The sequence below is a fragment of the Mycobacteroides sp. PCS013 genome (genome assembly GCF_049532645.1).
Lineage (GTDB): Bacteria > Actinomycetota > Actinomycetes > Mycobacteriales > Mycobacteriaceae > Mycobacterium > Mycobacterium gwanakae.
Genome location: NZ_CP150131.1, coordinates 1,479,299 through 1,501,732 on the forward strand (window position 1 = coordinate 1,479,299; position 22,434 = coordinate 1,501,732).

The 22,434-nt window shown below is 64.0% G+C and carries 19 protein-coding genes and 1 riboswitch; of the genes, 16 read left to right on the forward strand and 3 right to left on the reverse strand.

What is annotated here, in order from left to right; genetic code table 11:
- Window positions 1–57: 57 nt before the first annotated feature.
- Window positions 58–687 carry a TetR/AcrR family transcriptional regulator gene (locus RHO23_RS07140; RefSeq protein ID WP_030097981.1) on the forward strand — a complete coding sequence of 210 codons (630 nt, stop codon included), beginning with the start codon at window positions 58–60 and terminating at the stop codon, window positions 685–687.
- Here the strand turns inward: RHO23_RS07140 and RHO23_RS07145 are convergent.
- A complete protein-coding gene (locus RHO23_RS07145; protein ID WP_081346415.1) occupies window positions 671–2,197 on the reverse strand; it encodes an ABC1 kinase family protein in 1,527 nt (508 codons plus the stop codon). The two genes, RHO23_RS07140 and RHO23_RS07145, sit on opposite strands and share 17 nt — an antisense overlap.
- Before the next feature lie 248 nt (window positions 2,198–2,445).
- Here RHO23_RS07145 and RHO23_RS07150 point away from each other — a divergent pair, with 248 nt between their 5' ends.
- The 15 genes from RHO23_RS07150 to gcvP all read left to right on the forward strand — a co-directional run bounded on the left by RHO23_RS07150 (window position 2,446) and on the right by gcvP (window position 18,078).
- Window positions 2,446–2,922 carry a type II toxin-antitoxin system Rv0910 family toxin gene (locus RHO23_RS07150; RefSeq protein ID WP_030097979.1) on the forward strand — a complete coding sequence of 159 codons (477 nt, stop codon included), beginning with the start codon at window positions 2,446–2,448 and terminating at the stop codon, window positions 2,920–2,922.
- 46 nt (window positions 2,923–2,968) lie between these two features.
- Window positions 2,969–4,240 (forward strand): acyl-CoA dehydrogenase family protein, encoded by a 1,272-nt coding sequence (locus RHO23_RS07155; protein WP_057963441.1) that lies wholly within the window; start codon window positions 2,969–2,971, stop codon window positions 4,238–4,240.
- 270 nt (window positions 4,241–4,510) lie between these two features.
- Entirely contained in the window at window positions 4,511–5,389 is an 879-nt protein-coding gene (locus RHO23_RS07160) for a metal-dependent hydrolase (RefSeq protein ID WP_030097977.1), read from the forward strand.
- Window positions 5,386–6,555 (forward strand): PDR/VanB family oxidoreductase, encoded by a 1,170-nt coding sequence (locus RHO23_RS07165; protein ID WP_423488854.1) that lies wholly within the window; start codon window positions 5,386–5,388, stop codon window positions 6,553–6,555. The genes RHO23_RS07160 and RHO23_RS07165 overlap by 4 nt, the downstream gene beginning before the upstream one ends.
- A gap of 38 nt (window positions 6,556–6,593) precedes the next feature.
- Window positions 6,594–8,918: an accessory Sec system translocase SecA2 gene (secA2, locus tag RHO23_RS07170; protein WP_164687590.1), complete on the forward strand. Its 2,325-nt coding sequence runs from the start codon at window positions 6,594–6,596 to the stop codon at window positions 8,916–8,918.
- A gap of 56 nt (window positions 8,919–8,974) precedes the next feature.
- Entirely contained in the window at window positions 8,975–9,571 is a 597-nt protein-coding gene (locus tag RHO23_RS07175; protein ID WP_030097974.1) for a CDP-alcohol phosphatidyltransferase family protein, read from the forward strand.
- Window position 9,572: 1 nt separating this feature from the next.
- Window positions 9,573–10,517, forward strand: coding sequence for a DUF881 domain-containing protein (locus RHO23_RS07180; RefSeq protein WP_070919861.1), 945 nt, complete (start codon window positions 9,573–9,575; stop codon window positions 10,515–10,517).
- A gap of 36 nt (window positions 10,518–10,553) precedes the next feature.
- Window positions 10,554–10,886 (forward strand): small basic family protein, encoded by a 333-nt coding sequence (locus tag RHO23_RS07185; RefSeq protein ID WP_005058551.1) that lies wholly within the window; start codon window positions 10,554–10,556, stop codon window positions 10,884–10,886.
- A 4-nt stretch (window positions 10,887–10,890) separates the two neighbouring features.
- Window positions 10,891–11,649, forward strand: coding sequence for a DUF881 domain-containing protein (locus RHO23_RS07190; RefSeq protein WP_423488855.1), 759 nt, complete (start codon window positions 10,891–10,893; stop codon window positions 11,647–11,649).
- 53 nt (window positions 11,650–11,702) lie between these two features.
- Window positions 11,703–12,098: a glycine cleavage system protein GcvH gene (gene gcvH / locus RHO23_RS07195; protein ID WP_423488856.1), complete on the forward strand. Its 396-nt coding sequence runs from the start codon at window positions 11,703–11,705 to the stop codon at window positions 12,096–12,098.
- A gap of 195 nt (window positions 12,099–12,293) precedes the next feature.
- Window positions 12,294–12,767 carry a glycogen accumulation regulator GarA gene (gene garA / locus RHO23_RS07200; RefSeq protein ID WP_030097970.1) on the forward strand — a complete coding sequence of 158 codons (474 nt, stop codon included), beginning with the start codon at window positions 12,294–12,296 and terminating at the stop codon, window positions 12,765–12,767.
- Window positions 12,764–13,507, forward strand: a complete 744-nt coding sequence (locus RHO23_RS07205; RefSeq protein WP_064393459.1) for a MerR family transcriptional regulator — start codon at window positions 12,764–12,766, stop codon at window positions 13,505–13,507. The genes garA and RHO23_RS07205 overlap by 4 nt, the downstream gene beginning before the upstream one ends.
- A 45-nt stretch (window positions 13,508–13,552) precedes the next feature.
- Window positions 13,553–14,056, forward strand: a complete 504-nt coding sequence (locus RHO23_RS07210; RefSeq protein WP_030097968.1) for a bifunctional nuclease family protein — start codon at window positions 13,553–13,555, stop codon at window positions 14,054–14,056.
- 224 nt (window positions 14,057–14,280) lie between these two features.
- Window positions 14,281–14,904, forward strand: coding sequence for a MerR family transcriptional regulator (locus RHO23_RS07215; protein WP_030097967.1), 624 nt, complete (start codon window positions 14,281–14,283; stop codon window positions 14,902–14,904).
- A gap of 62 nt (window positions 14,905–14,966) precedes the next feature.
- Window positions 14,967–15,064: riboswitch (glycine riboswitch) on the forward strand.
- Window positions 15,065–15,249: 185 nt separating this feature from the next.
- The gene (gene gcvP / locus RHO23_RS07220) at window positions 15,250–18,078 is read left to right on the forward strand and encodes an aminomethyl-transferring glycine dehydrogenase (RefSeq protein WP_423488857.1); all 2,829 of its coding nucleotides are present in this window, start codon (window positions 15,250–15,252) and stop codon (window positions 18,076–18,078) included.
- Between the two features lie 56 nt (window positions 18,079–18,134).
- Here the strand turns inward: gcvP and RHO23_RS07225 are convergent, their stop codons facing one another.
- Both RHO23_RS07225 and RHO23_RS07230 read right to left on the reverse strand, forming a co-directional pair.
- The gene (locus tag RHO23_RS07225; RefSeq protein ID WP_423488858.1) at window positions 18,135–20,003 is read right to left on the reverse strand and encodes a hypothetical protein; all 1,869 of its coding nucleotides are present in this window, start codon (window positions 20,001–20,003) and stop codon (window positions 18,135–18,137) included.
- A gap of 201 nt (window positions 20,004–20,204) precedes the next feature.
- A complete protein-coding gene (locus RHO23_RS07230) occupies window positions 20,205–22,400 on the reverse strand; it encodes a malate synthase G (RefSeq protein ID WP_030097964.1) in 2,196 nt (731 codons plus the stop codon).
- Window positions 22,401–22,434: the final 34 nt, after the last annotated feature.

The following is a 22,434-nucleotide window of genomic DNA, read 5'->3' on the forward strand; positions in this document are numbered from 1 at the left end:
CCTGCTACCCGCGATCATCGTGCCGGGCGACGCACTCAGGAGGAACGCAGCGCCGCGATGCGCAGCAGGCTCCTGGACGCCACGGTGGATTGCCTGGTCAAATATGGATACGCGGGCACCACCACCACACGCGTGGCGCAACGCGCCGGCGTCACCCGTGGCGCGCTTGTGCACCATTTCCAGTCGAAATCCGAACTTCTCGGAGAATCGGTGCGGCACTTGGCGTTCAAGCAAGGGCAGGAGATTCTTTCCGAGCTGATAGCGCTGGACAGTGAGAGCGGAACCGACTTCGTCAGCCGTTGTCTGGATGCTCTCTGGCGAATGCATCAGGGGTCGATGTTCATCGCCACCATGGAGCTATGGATTGCCGCGCGAACCGATCCCGAACTATCGGCTCAGATGGACCAGTTCGAATTTATTGTGATGCAGCAGTTCTCGACGCTGGGTCAATCGGTAAGTCAGACCGACGAAGAGCTGCGGGTCATTCGCAACATCACACTCACCGCCATGGACGCCGTTCGTGGGATCTTGGTCAACAGCATGACCGCACCGCAGGAGGCTCGTGATCAACGCTGGGCGCGCGCCAAGTCGATGCTGTTGAATATCGTCGAGTCGCCGACGGTCGGTGCGCCACTGGATTCCGCGTTACGCACCATCGACACCGGAAAGCTCAGTCTTTCCGACTAGCGCCGGACTCCCGCGCCGCTGCTTCCTCCATGCGTGATTGCTCGGCTTGGATCACCATGTTCCCGAAGTATCCGATGAATGACGGATCGGAGAGAATGGCCCAGTCGGGCGCCAGCAGCTTCATGTAGCGCTCCACATACAGCAGCTGCTTGGAGATCAGTACCAGCTCGCGCGGGAGTCGCACGTCGTATTCCTTGGCCATCATCGCCAGCTGTTTACCCAGCTGTCCGTAGGAGATAGCCGAAAGCTTGGATTGCTGTAGGGGACTGGTGAAATCGGAGATGGTCTTGGCGGCAGTTGTGGAATCGGCCGGCTTACCTCGATCGCCGATGGCGCCGAGTTTGTATATGCCGCGCGCCACTGCCGCATGATCGTTCTTGACGAACAGATCGACCATGATCTCGGTGAAGATCTTGCGGCTGCGTTCGTCGATACGGCCAACGATCCCGAAGTCCAGGAAGACGATTCGGCCGTTGGAATCCACCAAGAGATTGCCCGCATGTAGGTCTCCGTGAAAGAGCCCCTTGTGAAATCCCGTCTCGAACAGTGAGTAGACGATGGCCTTGACCAATCCGACCCCGTCAAAACCGGCCGCGGCGAGCTCGGTGACGTTGTCGATCCGGATTCCCTCGACATACTCCATCGTGAGTACCCGTTCGGTGCTGTACTGCCAGAACACCTTGGGGACTCGCACCTTGTCGCCGTACTCGGTGTCGGCCAAACTGGCGATCCACTGCTCCATGGCGTGGCCCTCGGCCGCGAAATCCAGCTCCTCATTGAGGTTCTGCTCGAAATCCTCGATGATCTCGGTCGCATTGGTGGCGCGGCCCAGATCGGTTTTGACGACGACCCGCGCCAGCCGGCCCCAGATTCGGATATCGGCGGCCAACCGGGTGCGGATCTTCGGCCGCTGAATCTTCACCACCACCCGCTCACCTGTCTTCAAGGTGGCGTGGTGCACCTGGGCTATGGACGCAGAGGCGAAGGGGTGCTCATCAAATGTTGCGAATATCGTTGCTGGATCAGCGCCTAACTGCTCCCGCACGGTCTGGTGGATCAGTTCAGATGATGCCGGCGGAACTCTGTCGAGCAGGGTGCGGAACTCGTTGGACAGCGCCTCGGGGAAGACGCCGGGGGAGGAGGCGATGAGCTGTCCCAGCTTCACGTAGGTGGGACCCATCAGGGCGAAGGTCCGGCGCAGCTCGTGTGCCGCGCGCACTTCCAGAGACTTCCCGCGACGGGGCCGCACCAGCAGGCGGGCTCCGGAACTGGCCAGTCGGGACGCGGCGATGCCGACGCGTCCGACCTCCACTCTTAGCGGGGGTGGATGCAACGTGACCCGCGGGCGGGTGATCTCGATATCGATCGCCCCCCTGGCCGGTTGCGAATTCGCCGTTGCCGCGGCGAATTCCGAGGTAGATTCCGGGGGGCCGGGCTGTTGTGTCCCACTCTCGGACAGTCCAGTGGCGAGGGGCGCCGCGTCGTTGCCCGCGCCCTCGGGGGTGGTCATGTGCGCCACTGTAATACATACGAGCACAGTTGTATGTAACGTGCGCTGAGCTACTGCCGGGTAGCCGCAGAATCGGGCCCATCCACCCACAGGTCTGTCGGTATTTGACGGCAGTACACCTGCATTTAGTCGGCGCGCAGTGCGAGATCAGCGGTAATTGCATCTTACATACACGAGGGTATGTATGTTACGTTCGGAACCGCTGGTGCCAATCCGTGCCAGACCAATGACAAAGGAGTCTTCCGCCCATGTCCGAGCTGCACTCCAGCATCGACCTCCCGTACAGCATCGACAAGCTCTGGTCGGTGTTGCCGGATCTCAACAAATACGACGAGTGGATGACCATCCACACCGGATTCAAGGGCGACGTCCCGGCGATCGAGGACATCAAGGTCGGCACCAAGTTCTCCGAAATCGTCACCCTCATGGGCATGGCCAACACGGTCGAGTGGACCGTGCAGGAGTTCACCCCGGCAGACGAGGTGCTGTCCGCCAAGAAGGGCGCCTTCAAGCTGGGCGGGACCGGTATGGCCGGAGTCGAGGCCATCATCAAGTCGAGTGTCGAGGAAATCGATGCCGACAACACCCGGGTGAACGTGGACTCGTCCTTCACCGGGCAGATGCTCACCGGGGCAATCGGCACGGCCATCGATAAGGCCGTGCAGGAAGAGCTCGAAAACTCCGTCGCCCGCCTCAAAGAGTTGCTGGCCAAGGAACTCGGCTAACCGGGTCTGCCGACGTCGATCACTTTCACAGGAGAAAGCAGGAGACATGCTCGACTGGTCACCCATTGACCTCGCGGTGCGTGACGCCGTTCGCCAGTTCATCGACAAGGAGGTCAGGCCTCACGTCGATGCGCTGGAGTCCGGTGAGATGGAGCCGTACCCCATTATCCGAAAGATGTTCGCAACCTTCGGCATCGACGCTCTTGCCAAAGAGGCGCTGCAGAAGCAGATCGAGAAGAAGAAGACCCGGGAGGCCGCACTGGCGGCCGGTCAGCCGCTAGAGGACTCCAAGAAGTCCGACGGCGGGGGAGTCATGGGGCTCGCGGGCGGTTCGGCCGGTATGGGTTTCGTGCTCACCAGCGAAATCTCGCGTGTCTGTATGGGTTTGGTGACGGGTATGGGCGTGAGCATGGGCCTGACCGTCCCGACCATCGCCTCCCGCGGCACGGCCGCGCAAATGGAGCGATGGCTGCCCGAGCTGGTCACCTACGAGAAGGTGGGAGCGTGGGCCATCACCGAACCCGATTCGGGCTCGGACGCATTCGGCGGCATGAAAACGTATGTCACCCGCGACGGCGAGGACTACATCCTCAACGGCCAGAAGACCTTCATCACCAATGGGCCCGATGCCGATGTGATCGTCGTCTACGCCAAGCTGGATGAGAAGGACCCTTCGGTCGACAAGCGGGACCGCACGGTGCTGACCTTTGTTCTCGACAAGGGCATGGAGGGCTTCACGCAGTCGAAACCCTTCCGCAAGATGGGTATTCACAGTTCCCGCACCGGCCAGTTGTTCTTCGAGAATGTCCGTCTGGGTAAAGACCGGCTCCTCGGCGAATCCGAAGCCAATGATCAGGGCGACGGCCGCGACAGCGCCCGTGCCAACTTCTCGATGGAACGTATCGGCGTGGCGGCGCTCGCGCTCGGTGTCATCGAGGAGTGCCTGCGGCTCTCGCTGGACTACGCGAAGACACGCACCCTGTGGGGCAAGGAGATCGCCCAGTTCCAACTGATCCAGCTCAAACTGGCCAAGATGGAAGTGGCCCGGCTCAACGTGCGGAACATGCTGTTTCACGCCATCGAGAGCCTCTCGGAGAACAAGACGCCGTCCCTGGCGGAAGCCTCGGCCATCAAGCTCTATTGCTCTGAGGCCGCCACCGATGTCGCGATGGACGCCGTGCAGCTTTTCGGTGGCAACGGCTACATGACCGAGTACCGCGTCGAACAGCTGGCGCGCGATGCCAAGTCGCTCATGATCTACGCCGGCAGCAACGAGGTTCAGATCACGCACATCGCCAAGGGGCTGCTCGCGGGGTAGTTGTGTCCTATGACCTGCCGTGGCCTCGCCTACGCGAGGTCACGGCAGGTGTCATCTGAGCCATACCTGACCACGCAGTAATATTGCTGAGGCTCCACGCTGATTCGCCGTGTACTGAGCACTCAAGGTCGCTGTGACATGGCACACATACGGCCATCTCCTGTGACCGGCAAGCCGTAGATCCGTTGGCCGCGCCATGTTACTTTTCGTTCAATTCGAGTGAAAGATATCACTCGTAGGCGCTTTTTCACCGGTGAGAGGCGGGTTTTGATGACGGCGGTCCATGAACCTCAGGACATCGAGATACGCGCGAGAGATGTCTCGTTCGACTTAAGTGACACGCCGTTGCATTGGATTCCGCAAGAGCCCGTTGCTTCCAATGTGCTCAGTGTTCTGCATATTTTGGTGCCGGAGGCCGAGAGATGGTTCTGCGCTACATTTGCTGAGGCATTGCCTTATGTGAAGGACGAGAAGCTCGCTCGCGAGATGCGTGGTTTCGTTGGCCAGGAAGCTATGCATGCTGAAGTTCATGACCGGGCGGTCGGTGAATTCTTAGAGGCTCACGGCATCAATACCGGGCCCTACTTGCGCCAGTCCGAATACTTGTTCCGAAAAGCGCTGGGGCCCCTGCGATCACGGTCGGCACGTGCGCGTTACAACCACCTCATTCAGCGACTGTGGCTTATTGCCGCTGCCGAGCACTACACGGCAGTACTCGGCGACTTCGCGCTGAACGCCACCTGGGTCGAGCACAACGCCGACCCGGCGATGACGGACGTCTTGCGCTGGCACGGTGCGGAGGAGATGGAACATCGCAACGTGGCCCATGATGTCGCGAATTACTTCAGCACTAGCTACTTGCAGCGCAGCCGTGCGATGGCGCTGGTCGCAGTCGCCCTGATCCCGGTGCTTACCCGCGGGATCTTTCTTATCCTGCGGGAAGATTCAACGGTCAATTACTCATATCCACGATTCTGGTTCGAGTACTTCAGGGCCGCACGCCGCGGGCTCCTGCCCGGACTTTGGTCTTTGTTCTCGGCGACATTCACGTACTTCCGGCCCAGCTTCCACCCCGAGGAGGTCGGATCGACGGCACAGGCCGTCGCGTACCTGGCGTCCTCGCCGGGCGCGCGGAGTGCCGCCTTGTGAACACTGACCTCAAATCGCGGCGATCTCATAGCTCGCCGTTCCTGCCGCTGGACGCCGAGATCTCGAAGGTGCCACCCAGCGTCCGCGGCAGATTTGTGCGCGATCCATTGCTGTTGGCGGCCCGTGGAGTACGCGAAATACTCGGTGCGTCCTTCAGTCTCCTCGCACCGTTTTCTACGCAAGCCGAACCTCCCGAAGTCAATCGGATACAAACGTTGAAGGTCGCCCGCCGCGACGTCGTTGCCCATGACGAGAACGTGGTCGCACTGACTCTGACTGCGCCCGACGGTGGTGAGCTCGAACCGTGGACCGCCGGCGCGCATCTCGACCTTCTCCTGGAATCGGGGCGGATGCGCGAGTACTCCCTGTGCGGTGACCCTGCGGTCCGCGACAGCTACCGGATCGCGGTGCGCCGGGTGCCAGATGGCGGTGGGGGCTCGATCGAGGTGCATGACACCTTGCATGAGGGCAGCCTCCTGCGGGTCAAAGGACCACGAAATGGCTTGCCCATGGCCGTCCCTGGTTTCGGGTCAGCCGCTCGCCGCCTGCGTTTCGTGGCAGGCGGTATTGGCATCACGCCGATCCTGCCCATGCTCATGACCGCGCAGCGCCTCGGCCTGGACTGGACGATGGTCTACACGGGGCGCAGCCGGGATTCGATTCCATTCCTCAACGAGCTCGGCGTCTTCGGAGACAAGATCACCGTGCGCACCGATGACGAACACGGCCTTCCCTCCGCGGTCGACCTGCTCGGCGATATTCCCGGCGCGACCGCCGTCTACTGCTGTGGTCCCATCCCCATGCTGGAGCTGCTGCGCACCGCGCTGCTAGATCGCCCAGACGTGGAGCTGCACTACGAGAGGTTCTCTGCACCGCCGGTTGTGGACGGGGCGCCATTCACCGTTGTCCTTGCCCGCACCGGTGAACGAATCAGCGTGTCGGCGGAGGAGAGCGCGTTGGCGGCGATTCTGCGGCACAACCCTCACGCGGCGTACTCGTGCAAACAGGGCTTCTGCGGGACATGCGAAGTGACGGTCATCGGTGGTGCGGTGGAGCACCATGACACCTTGCTCACCGGGCCCGAACGTGACGCGGGCTGCATGCTGCCGTGCGTATCGCGCTGCGCTGATCGCTCCGGCACGGGAGAACTCATCGTCGACCTGTGATCGCTCCCGCAGGGAAGCCGAATCGCACCGCGTACCGTGTGCATGTGCGCAAGTCGAACACCGCCTCACGGTTCACCGGGAAGTTCTGGAAGCTCCTCGGTGCCGCCACCGACAAGAACCAGAGCCAGTCGCTGGAGCTCGTGGATGCCTCGAAGAAGTACGACGAGAAGGCCAAGGACCTCACCGACGAACAACTCACCAAGGCGGCCAAGAAACTCGACCTGTCCGAGGGCATCGAATCCAAGGACATCGGCCAGTTCCTGGCGATAGTGCGTGAGGCCGCCGAGCGGACCATCGACGAGCGCCCGTTCGATGTTCAGCTGCTGGGCGCCCTGCGCATGCTCGACGGCGACGTCATCGAGATGGCCACCGGTGAGGGCAAGACTCTCACCGGTGCGATCACCGCCGCCGGCTACGCGCTGGGCGGACGCAGCGTGCACGTCATCTCGGTCAACGACTACCTGGCCCGCCGTGATGCCGAGTGGATGGGACCGTTCCTGGAGCGCCTGGGGCTGACGGTCGGCTGGATCACCGAGGAATCCACGGCTGACGAACGCCGTGAGGCCTACGCCTGTGACGTCACCTACGGGTCGGTCAACGAGATCGGTTTCGACGTGCTGCGCGACCAGCTGGCGATCGATGTCGACGCCCTGGTGTCGCCGAGCCCCGATGTCGCCGTCGTCGACGAGGCCGACTCGGTGCTCGTCGACGAGGCTCTGGTGCCGCTGGTGCTGGCCGGAACCAGCCATCGTGAAGCGCCGAGCTCGGAGGTCATCGAGGCGGTCCGTGAGCTGGTCGCCGGCGAGGACTACGAGGCCGATAACGACCGCCGCAACATCTTCCTGACAGATACCGGAGCCCGAAAGCTGGAAAAGCAGCTGGGGAACATCGACCTGTACTCCGAGCACCATGTCGGGACGACCCTCACCGAGGTCAATGTGGCCCTGCACGCACATGTGCTCCTGGAGCGCGATGTGCACTACATCGTGCGCGATGGCGCCGTGCACCTCATCAACTCCTCGCGTGGACGCATCGCGACGTTGCAGCGCTGGCCCGATGGCCTGCAGGCAGCCGTCGAAGCCAAGGAAGGAATCGAAACCACCGATACCGGTGAGGTTCTCGACACCATCACCGTGCAGGCACTCATCAACCGCTATCCGCGTGTCAGCGGAATGACCGGTACGGCCCTGGCGGCCGGTGAGCAGTTGCGGCAGTTCTACAAGCTCGGTGTCTCGCCGATCCCGCCCAACACCCCGAACATCCGCGAAGACCAGCCCGACCGCGTCTACATCACCGAGGCGAGTAAGAACGACGCGATCGTCGCCCATATCGCCGAGATCCATGCCACCGGGCAGCCGGTGCTGGTGGGCACGCACGATGTCGCCGAATCCGAAGCACTGCATCACCGTTTGGTGCGTGCAGGGGTTCCGGCTGTTGTGCTGAACGCCAAGAACGATGCCGAGGAAGCCCGCGTCATCGCCGAGGCCGGCGCGCTCAAGGCGGTCACGGTCTCCACCCAGATGGCCGGACGCGGCACCGATATCCGCCTGGGTGGCTCCGAAGAGACCGACTACGACGCTGTCGTCGAAGCAGGCGGCCTGCACGTCGTGGGCACCGGGCGGCATCGCACCGAACGACTCGACAACCAGCTGCGCGGACGTGCGGGACGCCAGGGCGACCCCGGGTCGTCGGTCTTCTTCTCCAGCTGGGAGGACGAGGTCGTTGTCGCATATCTGGATTCGGCCAAGCTGCCCACCGAGACAGACGAGAATGGGCAGATTGTCAGCACCAAGGCCGGAGGGCTCATTGACCACGCCCAGCGCGTCGCCGAGGGTGCGATGCTCGACCTGCACGCCAACACGTGGCGGTACAACCAGCTGATCGCCCAGCAGCGCGCCATCATCTCCGAGCGCCGCGACACCTTGCTGCGCACCGACACCGCGCGTAAGGAACTCCAGGAGCGCTCCGCTGAGCGTTACGACGAGCTGGCCGAGGAGCTTTCCGAAGAACGCCTGGAGCGCATCTCACGGGAGATCATGCTGTACCACCTCGATCGGGGCTGGGCTGACCACCTGGCGTACCTCTCCGATGTGCGCGAGAGCATCCACCTGCGCGCGCTCGGGCGGCAGAACCCGATCGACGAGTTCCACCGGCTCGCCGTCGACGCCTTCGCGTCGCTGGCCGCCGACGCCGTGGAAGCGGCGCAGCAGACCTTCGACACCGCCAATCTGGTTGACGAGGAACAGGGATTGGACCTGTCGAAGCTTGCCCGGCCGACCTCGACGTGGACGTACATGATTCACGACGACCCGCGCAAGAACGACAGCCTGTCGATCTTGAACCTGCCTGGCGTCTTCAGCTGACGACAGACCGTCTATTTGCGCGGGGCATACCTTCGCGAATATGAGAGGGTGGCCGGATGGGAACCGCCGAACCGCCCTCCGGAGACGACCGGATACTGACGGTCCCCAACGTGCTGAGCGTCATTCGGTTGGCCTTCATCCCGCTGTTCCTGTACCTGCTGTTGGTCAAACACGCCGACGGCTGGGCCGTTGCCATTCTGATGCTCAGCGGCTTCACCGACTGGGCAGACGGCAAGATCGCGCGTCTGATGAACCAGTCTTCGCACCTGGGCACGCTCCTGGACCCGGCCGCCGACCGGCTGTACATGGTGACCACACCGATCGCCTTCGCGATCCGTGACATCGTCCCGTGGTGGATCGTCCTCACTCTGCTGGCCCGCGACCTCATCCTCACGCTCGGACTGCCCATCGTGCGTAGTCGCGGAATCGAGGCGCTGCCCGTCATGTACATCGGCAAGGCCGCGACGTTTGCGCTGATGTCGGCATTTCCGCTGATCCTCATCGGTGAATGGGACTCGTTGTGGGGCAGGATAATCGGCCCCTGCGGGTGGGCATTCCTGATTTGGGGTCTGGGGATGTATCTGTGGACTTTCGTGCTTTACGTCGCCCAGATCGTGATGGTGGTCCGGCAGCTGCCGAAGGTCAGCACCTGATATGAGTGCCGAGGACCCCATACACGGCAACGGGCCGCATCTCATGGGTGGTTTCGAACCCGAGGAGGGTCTGGGCCACCACAGTGCGAACCGGCCCAAGCGCAACCCGGTGCCGTCACTGCTGCGCACCCTGCTCTCTGATCACCTGGACGCCGGCTACGCCGAGGCGGCCGCAGCACGCCGAGACGGCGCCCCACCGCGTTCACGCCTGGCTGAATGGGGTTGGCAGGCAGTCGCTGCCGTCGCCATTGCCGCGGTCTTCGCGGCGGCGATCGCCCAGACCACCCGTATCGCGCCCGGCGTCATGCAGGAAAAGCAGGGACTGCTGGCGAGTATCCGCAGTGAACAGCGCGACTCCGGGGCCCTGGAGTCGACACGAGACCAGCTGGCGGCAGAGGTGGCCGGCGCTCGGCGCAGTCAGCTGGAAGGCAATGAGCAGGGCAAGGAGCTGCTGAATCGATTGGACCACTTGGGTCTTGCCGCGGCGAGCACCGAGGTGCGCGGACCGGCGCTGATCGTCACGCTGGCCGACCCTGGCAGTGCAGGTGACCTCTCGGACGTCTCGAAGGAACGCATCCCGCGCAGCCAGCAGGTCATCCTCGACCGCGACATGCAGCTCGTCGTGAACTCGCTGTGGAACAGTGGTGCAGAGGCGATTTCGGTATCGGATGTCCGCATAGGCCCGAATGTCACGATGCGTCAGGCCGGGGGAGCGATCCTGGTGGACAACCAGCCCATCAGCTCGCCGTACCGGATCGTCGCCGTCGGCCCCGCGAACACCATGAAGTCCTCGTTCGAGCGCAGCCCGGGAATGGCCAGGATGCGGCTTCTGCAGAAGTCTTACGGCATCAGACTCACCCTGGGCACCCAGGAGAATGTTCAGCTGGCTCCCGCGGTTAATCGGGACGTCAAGTACGCCAAAGAAATTCCAGCAGGAGGCCGGTGAGGTGACCCGGACGGTGAACAGGAGAGGACGTAGACGATGATCGGCATAGTCGCGCTGGCGATCGGCGTGGTTTTGGGGCTGGTGTTTCACCCGAACGTGCCCGACGCGGTCGCCCCGTACTTGCCGATCGCGGTGGTCGCGGCGCTCGACGCTCTTTTCGGCGGCGCTCGGGCCTACCTGGACCAGATTTTCGATTCGAAGGTGTTCGTGGTCTCCTTCGTGTTCAACGTGCTGGTAGCGGCGCTGATCGTGTTCGTGGGCGACCAGCTTGGGGTCGGTACGCAGCTGTCCACGGCCATCATCGTCGTTCTCGGCATTCGGATCTTCGGAAACGCAGCCGCCCTGCGGCGCAGGTTGTTTGGGGCATAAGCCGATGACCGATGCACAGCACGAACCGCACCTCGGCAAGCATGAGATGCCCAAAACGCGCCGTCCGCCGACGCGTACTCAGGTCATCTTTGGAGTGCTGGGCGTCGCGCTGTGCGCGCTGCTGGGCCTGGCGATCACCACCCAGGTCCGCCAAACCGAATCCGGCGATGGCCTGGACACCGCGCGACCCGCCGACCTGCTGGTGCTGCTGGACTCCCTGCAGCAGCGCGATGCCAACCTGAACAAGGAGATCGCGGATCTGCAGCAGAGCCTTATCACGATGCGCGCCAGCGGAACCGGCAACCAGGCCGTGATCAACGACGCGAAGGCCCGACTGTCCGCACTGTCGATCATGGCGGGGACCGTCGGGGCCACCGGTCCTGGTGTGATCCTCACCATTGACGATCCGGGACAGGGCCTGGGCGCAGAAGCCCTACTGGACATCATTAACGAGCTACGGGCGGCCGGTGCCGAGGCCATCGAGATCAAGTCGGGCGACCAGTCGGTGCGCATTGGGGCCGATTCCTGGGTCACCGGGGCCCCAGGACAGCTCATCGTCGACGGCGTGCTCCTGACACCTCCGTATTCGGTTCTGGCGATAGGCGATCCACCGACACTCGCGGCGGCGATGAACATTCCGGGCGGTGCCGTCGATACCGTCTCGCGGGTTGGCGGCGGCGTTACTATCGACCAGCCGGCGCGCGTAGACATCACCACCTTGCGAGAACCGAAACCGCGCCAATACGCTCAGCCCGGCAAGTAGCCCCCAGGCCAGCGACCACGCAGACCACTGACCGAGAGCAAGGATGATTCACCGTGACCGAAATTCCTGCCGACCTGCACTACACCGAGGAACACGAATGGGTGCGGCGCACCGGTGAGCGCACCGTGCGTATCGGAATCACCGACTACGCACAGTCGCAGCTCGGCGACGTGGTGTTTGTTCAGCTGCCGGATGTGGGCTCGGACCTGAGTGCCGGCTCGACGTTCGGCGAGGTGGAATCCACCAAGTCCGTATCGGACCTTTTCGCGCCGATCACCGCGAAAGTTGTTGCCGCGAACGGTGATTTGGATTCCAACCCGCAGCTGGTGAATTCCGATCCGTACGGCGAGGGCTGGTTGGTCGATCTTGAGGTCGCCAGCGAGGCCGATCTCGGCGCGGCTCTTAATGACCTCTTAGACGCATCGGGATATGGTGACGCCACCGATTAGGAGGGCACCAGTTCTCCAACCAGTCCGATGACCACAATTTCGGGTGGACCACTGGCGGATACGGCAGAGGTGGCCCGTTACGGGCAGTCAGACGGTACGGTCGGAAATGAGCGGCGATGAGGGTCGCGAAGGGCGTCATGCTCAACGAGATCCGCACTGACAATCGAATCCTCCAGGGGCGAGGAAGAAGGAGCGATGGTGACCGATAACGACAAGGACGACACGTCAGGCGAGGTCACCGCGGAGACGACCTCGGTGTTCCGCGCCGATTTCGCCACCGAGCTGGAAGCGCCCGCGCAGGCCGGTAACGATGTGTCGGGTGTCGAGGGATTGCCCGCCGGTTCGGCACTGTTGGTGGTCAAGCGTGGACCCAACGCGGGATCGCGCTTTCTGCTCGATCAAGCAACCACGTCGGCCGGACGGCACCCCGACAGCGACATTTTTCTCGATGACGTCACGGTGAGCCGTCGTCACGCCGAATTCCGGCTTGACAGTGATGAATTCCAGGTAGTCGACGTGGGCAGCCTCAACGGCACCTATGTCAACCGTGAGCCGGTGGATTCAGCGGTGCTCGCCAACGGCGACGAAGTGCAGATCGGAAAGTTCCGTCTGGTCTTCCTGACCGGGCCGAAGTCGGCAGGCGATGACACCGCCCCGGGTGGCCAGTGACAGCTCCCGACCGGCCGGCTCTCACCGGAATGTCGATCGGGTCGGTACTCGACCTGTTGCGTCCGGAGTTTCCGGACGTCACGATCTCGAAGATTCGATTCCTCGAATCAGAGGGACTGGTTACCCCGTCGCGTAGCGCGTCGGGGTATCGCCGGTTTTCGGCCTATGACGCCGAGCGGCTCCGGTTCATCCTCACCGCGCAACGTGATCACTACCTGCCGTTGAAGGTGATCAAGGAGCAACTCGACGCGCAGCCCGACGGAGCGCTGCCGGATGTGGCGGGTTTCACCGGCGGCCCTCGTCTCTTTGCCATCACCGATGGCGACAGCACCAACAGTGTTGCCCGTCAAGGAATCCCATCTACCCGTCCCACGCGGCTCAGCCGTGAGGACCTGCTGTCGCGTTCCGGTGCGGACGAGGTGCTGCTGACCTCGCTCATCAAGGCGGGGATCATCACCGCCGGCCCGGGCGGTTTCTTCGACGAGTACACGGTCCTGATCGTTCAGTGCGCCGCTGAGCTGGCCGATTACGGCGTTGAGCCGCGGCATCTGCGCACGTTCCGCTCTGCGGTCGATCGAGAGACCGATCTCATCGCCCAGATTGTGGGCCCAACCGTCAAAGCCAACAAGGCAGGAGCCCGCGACCGCGCCGATGACCTGATCCGAGAGGTGGCGGCGCTGTCGATCGCGCTCCACGGCGCGATGATCAAGTCCGCGGTGCGCGGCGTCCTCGATCGCTGAGGACTAGACTCGCGGTACGACAGAAGTACTGGTGTTGGAGGCACGATGAGCGAAGTTCGAGTCGTGGGAATCCGCGTGGAACAGCCCCAGAACCAGCCGGTGTTGTTGCTGCGGGAGTCTGCCGGCGATCGTTACCTGCCGATATGGATCGGTCAGTCCGAGGCCGCGGCCATCGCCCTGGAGCAACAGGGGGTAGAACCGGCGCGGCCACTCACCCATGACCTGATCCGTGATCTCATTGCTGCCCTTGGGCATTCGCTCAAAGAGGTGCGGATCGTGGATCTTCAGGAGGGGACGTTCTACGCGGACCTGGTTTTCGACAGCGACATCCGGGTGTCGGCGCGCCCATCGGATTCGGTGGCAATCGCGCTACGCGTGGGAGTTCCGATTTACGTCGAGGAAGCCGTGCTGGCCGAGGCGGGCTTGATCATTCCCGACGAGGACGATGAGGATTCCGGCGGAGCGCTGCGGGAAGACGAGGTAGAGAAGTTCAAGGAGTTCCTCGACAGCGTGTCTCCCGACGACTTCAAGGCGACAGAAGGCCCGTAACAGGGCTTTAAGTAACGAGTAAGTCTCAACCTGACCTTTACAGTCACGGCCCGGGCGCGTCGCATTGACCGTGATTTCCCGGGGACCATAATTTGACTCAGCGGCCGGCACGGGGCAGCGCAAAGGGCGTATGCTCGGAGGATTCGTGCTTGGACGAACGCACTACCGGCGAACTGAGAACCACGGGACGGTAGCCGGAGAAGCGATCGCGAGAGGGAGCAGAAGTGGTTGAAGAGCCGCAGCAGGGGCAGCTGGAGATGACATTGGACAACGGCGCCACCGGTTCCGCCGACTCCGCGTCAGCCGGGCCTGTCCAGCCGGGTCTTTTCCCGGATGACTCCGTTCCCGACCAACTCGTCGGCTACCGCGGACCCAGTGCCTGCCAGGTTGCTGGCATCACCTACCGCCAGCTGGACTACTGGGCCCGCACCTCGCTCGTGGTTCCCTCGATCCGTGGGGCCGCCGGTTCCGGCAGTCAGCGCCTGTACTCGTTCAAGGACATCCTGGTTCTCAAGATCGTCAAGCGATTGCTGGACACCGGGATCTCGCTGCAGAACATCCGGGTTGCCGTCGAACACCTGCGTCAGCGTGGCGTCGAGGATCTGGCCAACATCACGCTGTTCTCCGATGGCACCACTGTCTACGAATGCACGTCGGCCGAAGAGGTCGTCGACCTGCTCCAGGGCGGACAAGGTGTGTTCGGCATCGCGGTCAGCGGCGCCATGCGCGAACTGACTGGTGCCATCGCCGAGTTCCCGGGGGAGCGCGCCGACGGTGGCGAAACCATCGAGGCGCCCGAGGACGAGCTGGCTTCCCGCCGCAAGGACCGTGCCCGCAAGATCGGCTGATTCGCCGGTACCTACTCGGCTGTCTGGACCCGTGGGTTAACTCGCGTAAGCTGGTCAGGCATCGCCCGTGGGCGGGAGAGTGTCATGACCGCCAGTCATGGCCGCCGAAGGAGCAACACCTCTCCGTCAATCTCTCAGGCCCCCGAACCGCTCTCGGCCCCGATGCCTCTGAAAAGTGGTGATCCGATCTTGTGAGCGGATCACCCGCCGACGGGGAAAGGCTCTCGTCCGGGTATTGGCCCGGTGAGACGACCGAATCTCTCAGGCGCCCGCGCCGGGTTGATGACAGAGGGAGGGGAGATGCTGTCGTGTGCCCGCCGCGCGACTCGGCCCTTCGGGAGTGTCATGTCTTTCGCCGATCGCCATATCGGTCCCACCGCCGCCGATATAGACACCATGCTCGCCACCATCGGTGTGGCCAGCCTTGACGAGCTCGCCGAGAAGGCGGTACCGGCCAGCATCCTCGATGAGTTGCACGGTGGCCTCGCCACCGGCCTCGACGCGCTCCCGGCAGCGGCATCCGAGCACGAGGCTCTCGACGCGCTGCGGAAACTCGCCAGCCACAACACGATTGCCGTATCGATGATCGGGCAGGGCTACTTCGACACGTTGACCCCGCCCGTGCTGCGTCGGCACATCCTGGAGAATCCGGCCTGGTACACGGCCTACACGCCGTACCAGCCGGAGATCAGTCAGGGGCGCCTGGAAGCGCTGCTGAACTTCCAGACCATGGTCTCCGAGCTCACCGGCCTGGACATCGCGAATGCCTCGATGCTCGATGAGGCCACTGCCGCCGCCGAAGCGATGACACTGATGCACCGCGCCGTGAAGTCCAAGTCCAACCGTCTGATCGTCGACACCGACGTGTACGCGCAGACTGCCGCCGTGATCGACACCCGCGCTCAACCACTCGGCATCGAGGTGGTGACCGCCGATCTCGCCCAGGGATTGCCTGACGGTGAGTTCTTCGGAGTCATCGTGCAGCTGCCCGGTGCCTCCGGAGTGGTACGCGACTGGTCGGCGCTCATCTCCGAGGCCCATCGGCGCGGCGCACTGGTAGCGGTGGGCGCTGACCTGCTGGCCCTGACCCTCATCGCCCCGCCCGGCGACATCGGCGCCGACGTCGCCTTCGGCACCACACAACGCTTCGGCGTGCCGATGGGATTCGGTGGGCCGCACGCCGGGTACCTGGCCGTGCACACCGCACACGCCCGGCAGCTGCCCGGACGGCTCGTCGGAGTGTCGGTGGATGCCGATGGCGCACCCGCCTACCGGCTCTCCTTGCAGACCCGCGAACAGCACATCCGCCGCGACAAGGCCACCAGCAATATCTGTACCGCGCAGGTGCTGTTGGCCGTGATGGCCGCCATGTACGCGAGCTACCACGGCCCGGAAGGCTTGCGTGCCATCGCCACCCGGGTGCACCGCAACGCGCAGCTGTTGGCCTCCGGCCTGACTCGCGGTGGCCATACCGTGGTGCACGACCAGTTCTTCGACACCGTTTTGGTGCACGTTCCCGGCAAGGCCATCGAGATCCAGGCCGCCGCCAAGGCCGAGGGTGTCAACATCTGGAGTCCCGACGGCGACCATGTCTCGATCGCCTGTGATGAGGCGACAACGCTGCCGCACCTGGTCTCGGTGCTGCGGGCGTTCGGAACCGATTTCGGTGGCGGAACATCCGACACCTCGGACATCGCGTCCCGCACCTCCGATTACCTGACGCACCCGGCGTTCAACCGCTACCACAGCGAAACCGAGATGATGCGCTACCTGCGTGCGCTATCCGACAAGGATATTGCGTTGGACCGCAGCATGATTCCGCTCGGTTCGTGCACCATGAAACTCAACGCCGCCGCCGAGATGGAACCCATCACCTGGCTGCAGTTCGCCGCACAACACCCATTCGCCCCGGCAAGCGACTCCCGCGGCCTGCGCACGCTGATCGCCGACCTCGAGGGCTGGCTGGCCGATATCACCGGCTACGACAGCGTGAGCTTGCAACCCAATGCGGGATCCCAGGGCGAATACGCGGGTCTGCTGGCCATCCGGCAGTACCACATCGACCGCGGCGAGAGTGCCCGCGACGTATGCCTGATCCCGTCGAGTGCCCACGGCACCAACGCCGCCTCGGCCGCGCTGGCCGGTATGCGGGTTGTCGTGGTGGCCTGCCGTGAGAACGGCGATGTCGACCTGGACGACCTTCGCGCCAAGATCGCGGCGAATGCCAGCGCCCTCTCGGCGATCATGATCACCTACCCGTCCACCCACGGTGTCTACGAGCACGACGTCGCCGACATCTGCGCGGCCGTGCACGATGCCGGGGGGCAGGTCTACGTCGACGGTGCGAACCTGAATGCCCTTGTCGGACTTGCCCGCCCCGGGCACTTCGGTGGCGATGTGAGTCACCTGAACCTGCACAAGACGTTCTGCATCCCGCACGGCGGCGGCGGGCCAGGTGTCGGCCCTGTCGCGGTGCGCAGTCACCTCGCGCAGTACCTGCCGGGGCACCCGTACGCCGCGGAACTGCCCTCGGGCCCGCCGGTGTCGGCGGCGCCCTATGGTTCGGCATCGATCCTGCCGATCACCTGGGCCTACATCAGGATGATGGGGCCCGACGGCCTGCGGGCCGCATCGCTCACCGCGATCGCCTCGGCCAACTACCTGGCGCGCCGTCTCGACGAGTACTACCCGGTGCTCTACACCGGTGATAACGGCATGGTGGCCCACGAGTGCATCCTGGACCTGCGGGAAATCACCAAGAACACCGGCGTTACCGTCGACGATGTGGCTAAGCGCCTGGCCGACTACGGTTTCCACGCGCCAACGATGAGCTTTCCGGTGGCCGGCACGCTCATGGTGGAGCCCACCGAAAGTGAGAGCCTGGCCGAGGTGGACGCCTTCTGCGAGGCGATGATCGCGATCAAGGCCGAGATCGACAAGGTCGGCTCAGGGGTGTGGCCGGTGGAGGACAACCCGCTGCGCGGGGCGCCGCACACCGCCGAATCCCTCACCGCCGACGAGTGGCACCACCCCTACAGCCGGTCCGAAGCCGCATATCCGCTGGGGAAGGGCTTCCGCCCCAAGGTGTGGCCACCGGTACGCCGGATCGATGGTGCATACGGTGACCGCAACCTGGTGTGCTCCTGCCCACCGATCGAGGCCTTCGCCCAGTAGCGATTTCTAGCGGGCAGGCCCCCGCCACGGCGGGGGCCTGCCCGCTAGAAATGACGTTAAGACACGAAGCGGGTGATGGCTCCGGCCAGCTCGGGGCTGTTCGAGGCCGCCAGGTTCTGGTAGGCGCCTCCGGTCTGCTGAGCTAAGGCCTGCCAGGTCTGCTGATCGGAGTCGTTGCCGAAGTCGATCACGTTGATCCGAACCGGTCGCGCCGGATCTTTCTGACGGTTGATCGTGTCGATGAGGCCGGCACTGTCCAGGCTCTGATCGGTATGCGAGCGGCCTGCCACGATCAGCACCGAGTTGACCTGGTTCGGCCGGAAGCCATTGACCGCTTCCTGGTACACGTTGCGCAACGTGGTGAACGCCACCGCGCCGTTGGAGGTCGGCTGCAGCGCCGTCAACGCGTCGGCGACACTCTGCGACCTGGGCACGCCCTCGACGTCGTCGGAGGCGGTACCCAGCCGCACCACGGTGTTGCCTTCTCTGCCGTCATAGGTCCAGAGCCCGACTCCCGAGCTCGGAGCGATGGCGCGTACGCGATTGGCAAGCGCCCCGGTCACATCGGACAGCTTCACCGCTTCGGAGGACAGCGAGGAATCCAGCATGATCGTGGTGGCCCCGGCGCCTGTCGAGGTGCCATCGGCGAGCGCGACCCGGACCTTGTCCTCGATGCTCAGCGGCTTGTCGATCTTCGTGAAACTCACCACGTCGCTGCTGGGCAGATCCGCGCCTTCGGCACGGAAACCAGCGGCCGCCAAATCCTTGAGCTGGTCCTTGTCGCCCAGGAAACGCGCGAATTGGCTTGCCGCGGTGTGCTGTTCCTCGGAGAGCCACGGCCCGTCCAGCTGAACGGTGGGGTAGTCGGCGATCGGCGTCGCCCCGGCGGGCTGCCACGCGGCAATCACCTTCTTGGCGTCGCCGTTGCTGCGGGTACGGGCGTAGAGCTGCTGTTCGGTGGTCACCACCGCGTGCACGGCGGCACCGGGTTGTTCGCCGCCGTCCAGCAGTGCGCCGATGGCGTCGGTCAGGTTGTTCGCGGGAAGCTTGGGAGCCGCAGCGGTCAACGATGCGGCCGCGCCCGCGCCGAGCTCGGGCGAATCGCCGGGGCGAACGCTGGCGGCGGCTACCGCCTCGGCGGCGAGCTGCGCCGCATCGCCATTGCCGCTCGACGGCAACACCAACCGCAGCGAACCCCAACCGGGCAGACCGACGCCGTCGAGCGAGTTCGGAACATTCTGCAGCGCAGGCACATCCGCCCAGCTCTTGTCATTGGGAATGGCTTGACGCAGCCGGGGCGTCGTCGCGATGACCACGGGTGTGCTGACCAGCGACCGGCTGTCATTGACGATGTTTGTCTTGGAGGCGGCCTTCAGACGTGCCGAGGAGATCGAGCTGCCCGGGATCCACAAGGCCGGCTGATCGCCGAGCTCGGCGGGCCACTGACCCGTCAGCCCCTTGATCACGTTGGTCGTATCCGCCGGGCGCACCGACACGGTGAAGCAGTAGTCGCCGATTACTTCGTGCTTCTTGTTGAACCGTTCGGACAGCTCGCCGATACGGTCCGCGATCGACGGGTCGGCGACCACGGCGATGGCGTTGTCGCCGTGCACACAGGTAGCAGATGCCTCTGCCTGGTTGTCGGTGGTCCGCCGGTCGAAGTACCACCACAGTCCGATGGACACGGCCACCACAAGGACGGCCGCGAGGGCTCCGATCAGCCCCTTGCTGACACCCCAGTTGCTGCCACCGCTGCGATGCGACCGCTGCCAGCTACCCGTGTCGAACTCAGAGCCGGAGCTCTCAGGGCCGGAGTTCTCAAGGCCGGAGCCCGATTCGTAAGCCGGGGCCGCGTCAGCACCCCAACCGTCGTTGTCGTCGCGATCGTTTGGGCTACCTGACCCAGATGCGCTGTGCCTGCCCATGTGTTGTCGCGACCCTTCTGATCGTGTCTAAGTACTTGTCCAGCGGCTGCGTGAGAGCCCTGCTGTGCGTCGGCCCGAGTCTACTGTCTCAGACCCCGTGAACTACGGCACGCGACACCAAACCGCAGCCAAACCGACACTCAACAGACCGGGACGGCAACGACCCTCGGCGAGGTCCAGGCACGTCAGCCAAGCAGGCCGCTACTTGGCCGCCGCGGCCTTGTACTCGCGGCGGCGCCGGTGCAGGATCGGCTCGGTGTATCCGTTCGGCTGGTCCTTACCCTCGAGGATCAGCTCCTTGGCGGCCTCGAAGGCGATGTTGCTGTCGAAGTCCGGAGCCATCGGGCGGTAGTCCTTGTCGCCGGCGTTCTGCCGATCGACGACCGGTGCCATCCGCTTGAGCCCCTCGACCACGTCGGCGTCGGTGATGACGTCATGACGCAACCAGTTGGCCAGCAGCTGGCTGGAGATACGCAAGGTTGCCCGGTCTTCCATGAGCGCCACGTCGTGGATGTCTGGAACCTTGGAACAGCCGACTCCCTGATCGATCCAGCGGACCACGTAGCCCAGGATCGACTGGCAGTTGTTGTCGATTTCCTCGCGGATGTCCTCCGCGGTCCAGTCATGACGCGACTCGGCCAACGGAATGGTGAGCAGCGACTCCAGTTCGGCGCGGTGCTTACCGGCGAGCTCCTGGTCCACAGCCTTGACGTCGACCTGGTGATAGTGCAGCGCGTGCAGCGTCGCGGCAGTGGGAGACGGCACCCAGGCGGTGGTGGCCCCCGCGCGCGGCTGGGCGATCTTCTGCGCGACCATGTCCGCCATCAGGTCGGGCATGGCCCACATGCCCTTACCGATCTGCGCCTTGCCCGCCAAACCGGCACCCAGTCCGGTGTCGACGTTGTGGTCCTCGTACGCCAGGATCCACGGCTGCGACTTCATGACGGCCTTGCGGCACATCGGGCCGGCTTCCATCGAGGTGTGGATCTCATCGCCGGTGCGATCCAGGAAGCCGGTGTTGATGAAGACCACCCGATCCGAGGCGGCCTTGATGGCAGCCTTGAGGTTGACGGTGGTGCGACGCTCCTCGTCCATGATGCCGACCTTGAGGGTGGCGTGCGGAAGTCCGAGCACCTCTTCGACGCGGCCGAACAGCTCTGCGGTGAAGGCCACTTCCTCGGGCCCGTGCATCTTGGGCTTCACGATGTAGATGGATCCGGTGCGGCTGTTCTTCAGCGGGCCGTTCTTCTTGCCGGAACGCAGACCGTGGATCGCGATCAGGCTGGTGAACAACGCATCCTGGATGCCCTCGGGCATCTCGTTGCCCGCGGCATCCACGATGGCGTCATTGGTCATCAGATGACCGACGTTGCGGACGAACAGCAAGCTGCGGCCTGGCAGGGTCAGCTCGCCCTTGCCATCGGGGGTGTTGAACACGCGGTCCTCGTTGAGCACCCGGGTGAACGTCTTGCCGCCCTTGGAAACATCCTCGGACAGATCACCCTTGTTGAGTCCCAGCCAGTTTCGGTACCCGAGCACCTTGTCTTCGGCGTCCACGGCAGCCACGGAGTCCTCGAAATCCATGATCGTGGTGATCGCCGACTCCAGCACGACATCCTTGATGCCGGCCTTGTCGGTGGATCCGATGGGGGAGTCGGGGTCGATGAGGACCTCGATGTGCAGGCCATGGTTGATGAGCAGCACCGACCATTGCGGCTTGCCCAGCTTGCCGGTGTAGCCGACGAACTGATCGGGGTTCTGCAGTCCCACCGAGAGCTCGTCGCCCAGCTCGATGAGCAGCTGACCGTCGTCGATCTTCAGGCCGACGGCGTCCTTCCAGGAGCCGCCCGCCAGCGGGGCCGCGCCGTCGAGCACCTCGCGGGCGTAGGCGATGACCTTGTCGCCGCGGATCTTGTTGTACGACGAGCCCTTCTCGGCGCCATCGGCCTCGGAGATGACATCGGTGCCGTACAGCGCGTCATAGAGGGAGCCCCAGCGCGCGTTGGCGGCGTTGAGCGCGAAGCGCGCGTTCAGGATCGGGACCACCAGCTGCGGCCCGGCAGTCGTGGTGATCTCGTCGTCCACATTGGCGGTGGTGATGGTGAAATCTTCGGGCTCGGGGACCAGGTACCCGATCTCGGTGAGGAACTCCCGGTACGCCGACTGGTCCAGCGGCTCGATGGCGCGCTGCCGGTGCCAGCGATCGATCTGAGTTTGCAGGTCGTCCCGCCGGTCGAGAAGCTCGCGGTTCCGCGGAGCCAAATCGGTGACTACTTTGTCGACCCCGGCCCAGAAAGCGTCGGCATCCACACCGGTGCCCGGGAGGGCCTCGTTGGTGATGAAGTCGTACAGCACCCGCGCCACGCGAAGGTTGCCCACATCGACGCGATCACTCATCGCAACTCCTCTGTGTTGTTAGGGGGTCTGGGAC

Coding starts and splice junctions, on each gene's coding strand:
- RHO23_RS07140 (WP_030097981.1), top strand. CDS start 58: ATGCGCAGCAGGCTCCTGGACGCCACGGTGGATTGCCTGGTCAAATAT.
- RHO23_RS07145 (WP_081346415.1), bottom strand. CDS start 2,197: ATGACCACCCCCGAGGGCGCGGGCAACGACGCGGCGCCCCTCGCCACT.
- RHO23_RS07150 (WP_030097979.1), top strand. CDS start 2,446: ATGTCCGAGCTGCACTCCAGCATCGACCTCCCGTACAGCATCGACAAG.
- RHO23_RS07155 (WP_057963441.1), top strand. CDS start 2,969: ATGCTCGACTGGTCACCCATTGACCTCGCGGTGCGTGACGCCGTTCGC.
- RHO23_RS07160 (WP_030097977.1), top strand. CDS start 4,511: ATGACGGCGGTCCATGAACCTCAGGACATCGAGATACGCGCGAGAGAT.
- RHO23_RS07175 (WP_030097974.1), top strand. CDS start 8,975: ATGGGAACCGCCGAACCGCCCTCCGGAGACGACCGGATACTGACGGTC.
- RHO23_RS07180 (WP_070919861.1), top strand. CDS start 9,573: ATGAGTGCCGAGGACCCCATACACGGCAACGGGCCGCATCTCATGGGT.
- RHO23_RS07185 (WP_005058551.1), top strand. CDS start 10,554: ATGATCGGCATAGTCGCGCTGGCGATCGGCGTGGTTTTGGGGCTGGTG.
- RHO23_RS07190 (WP_423488855.1), top strand. CDS start 10,891: ATGACCGATGCACAGCACGAACCGCACCTCGGCAAGCATGAGATGCCC.
- garA (WP_030097970.1), top strand. CDS start 12,294: ATGGTGACCGATAACGACAAGGACGACACGTCAGGCGAGGTCACCGCG.
- RHO23_RS07210 (WP_030097968.1), top strand. CDS start 13,553: ATGAGCGAAGTTCGAGTCGTGGGAATCCGCGTGGAACAGCCCCAGAAC.
- gcvP (WP_423488857.1), top strand. CDS start 15,250: ATGTCTTTCGCCGATCGCCATATCGGTCCCACCGCCGCCGATATAGAC.
- RHO23_RS07225 (WP_423488858.1), bottom strand. CDS start 20,003: ATGGGCAGGCACAGCGCATCTGGGTCAGGTAGCCCAAACGATCGCGAC.
- RHO23_RS07230 (WP_030097964.1), bottom strand. CDS start 22,400: ATGAGTGATCGCGTCGATGTGGGCAACCTTCGCGTGGCGCGGGTGCTG.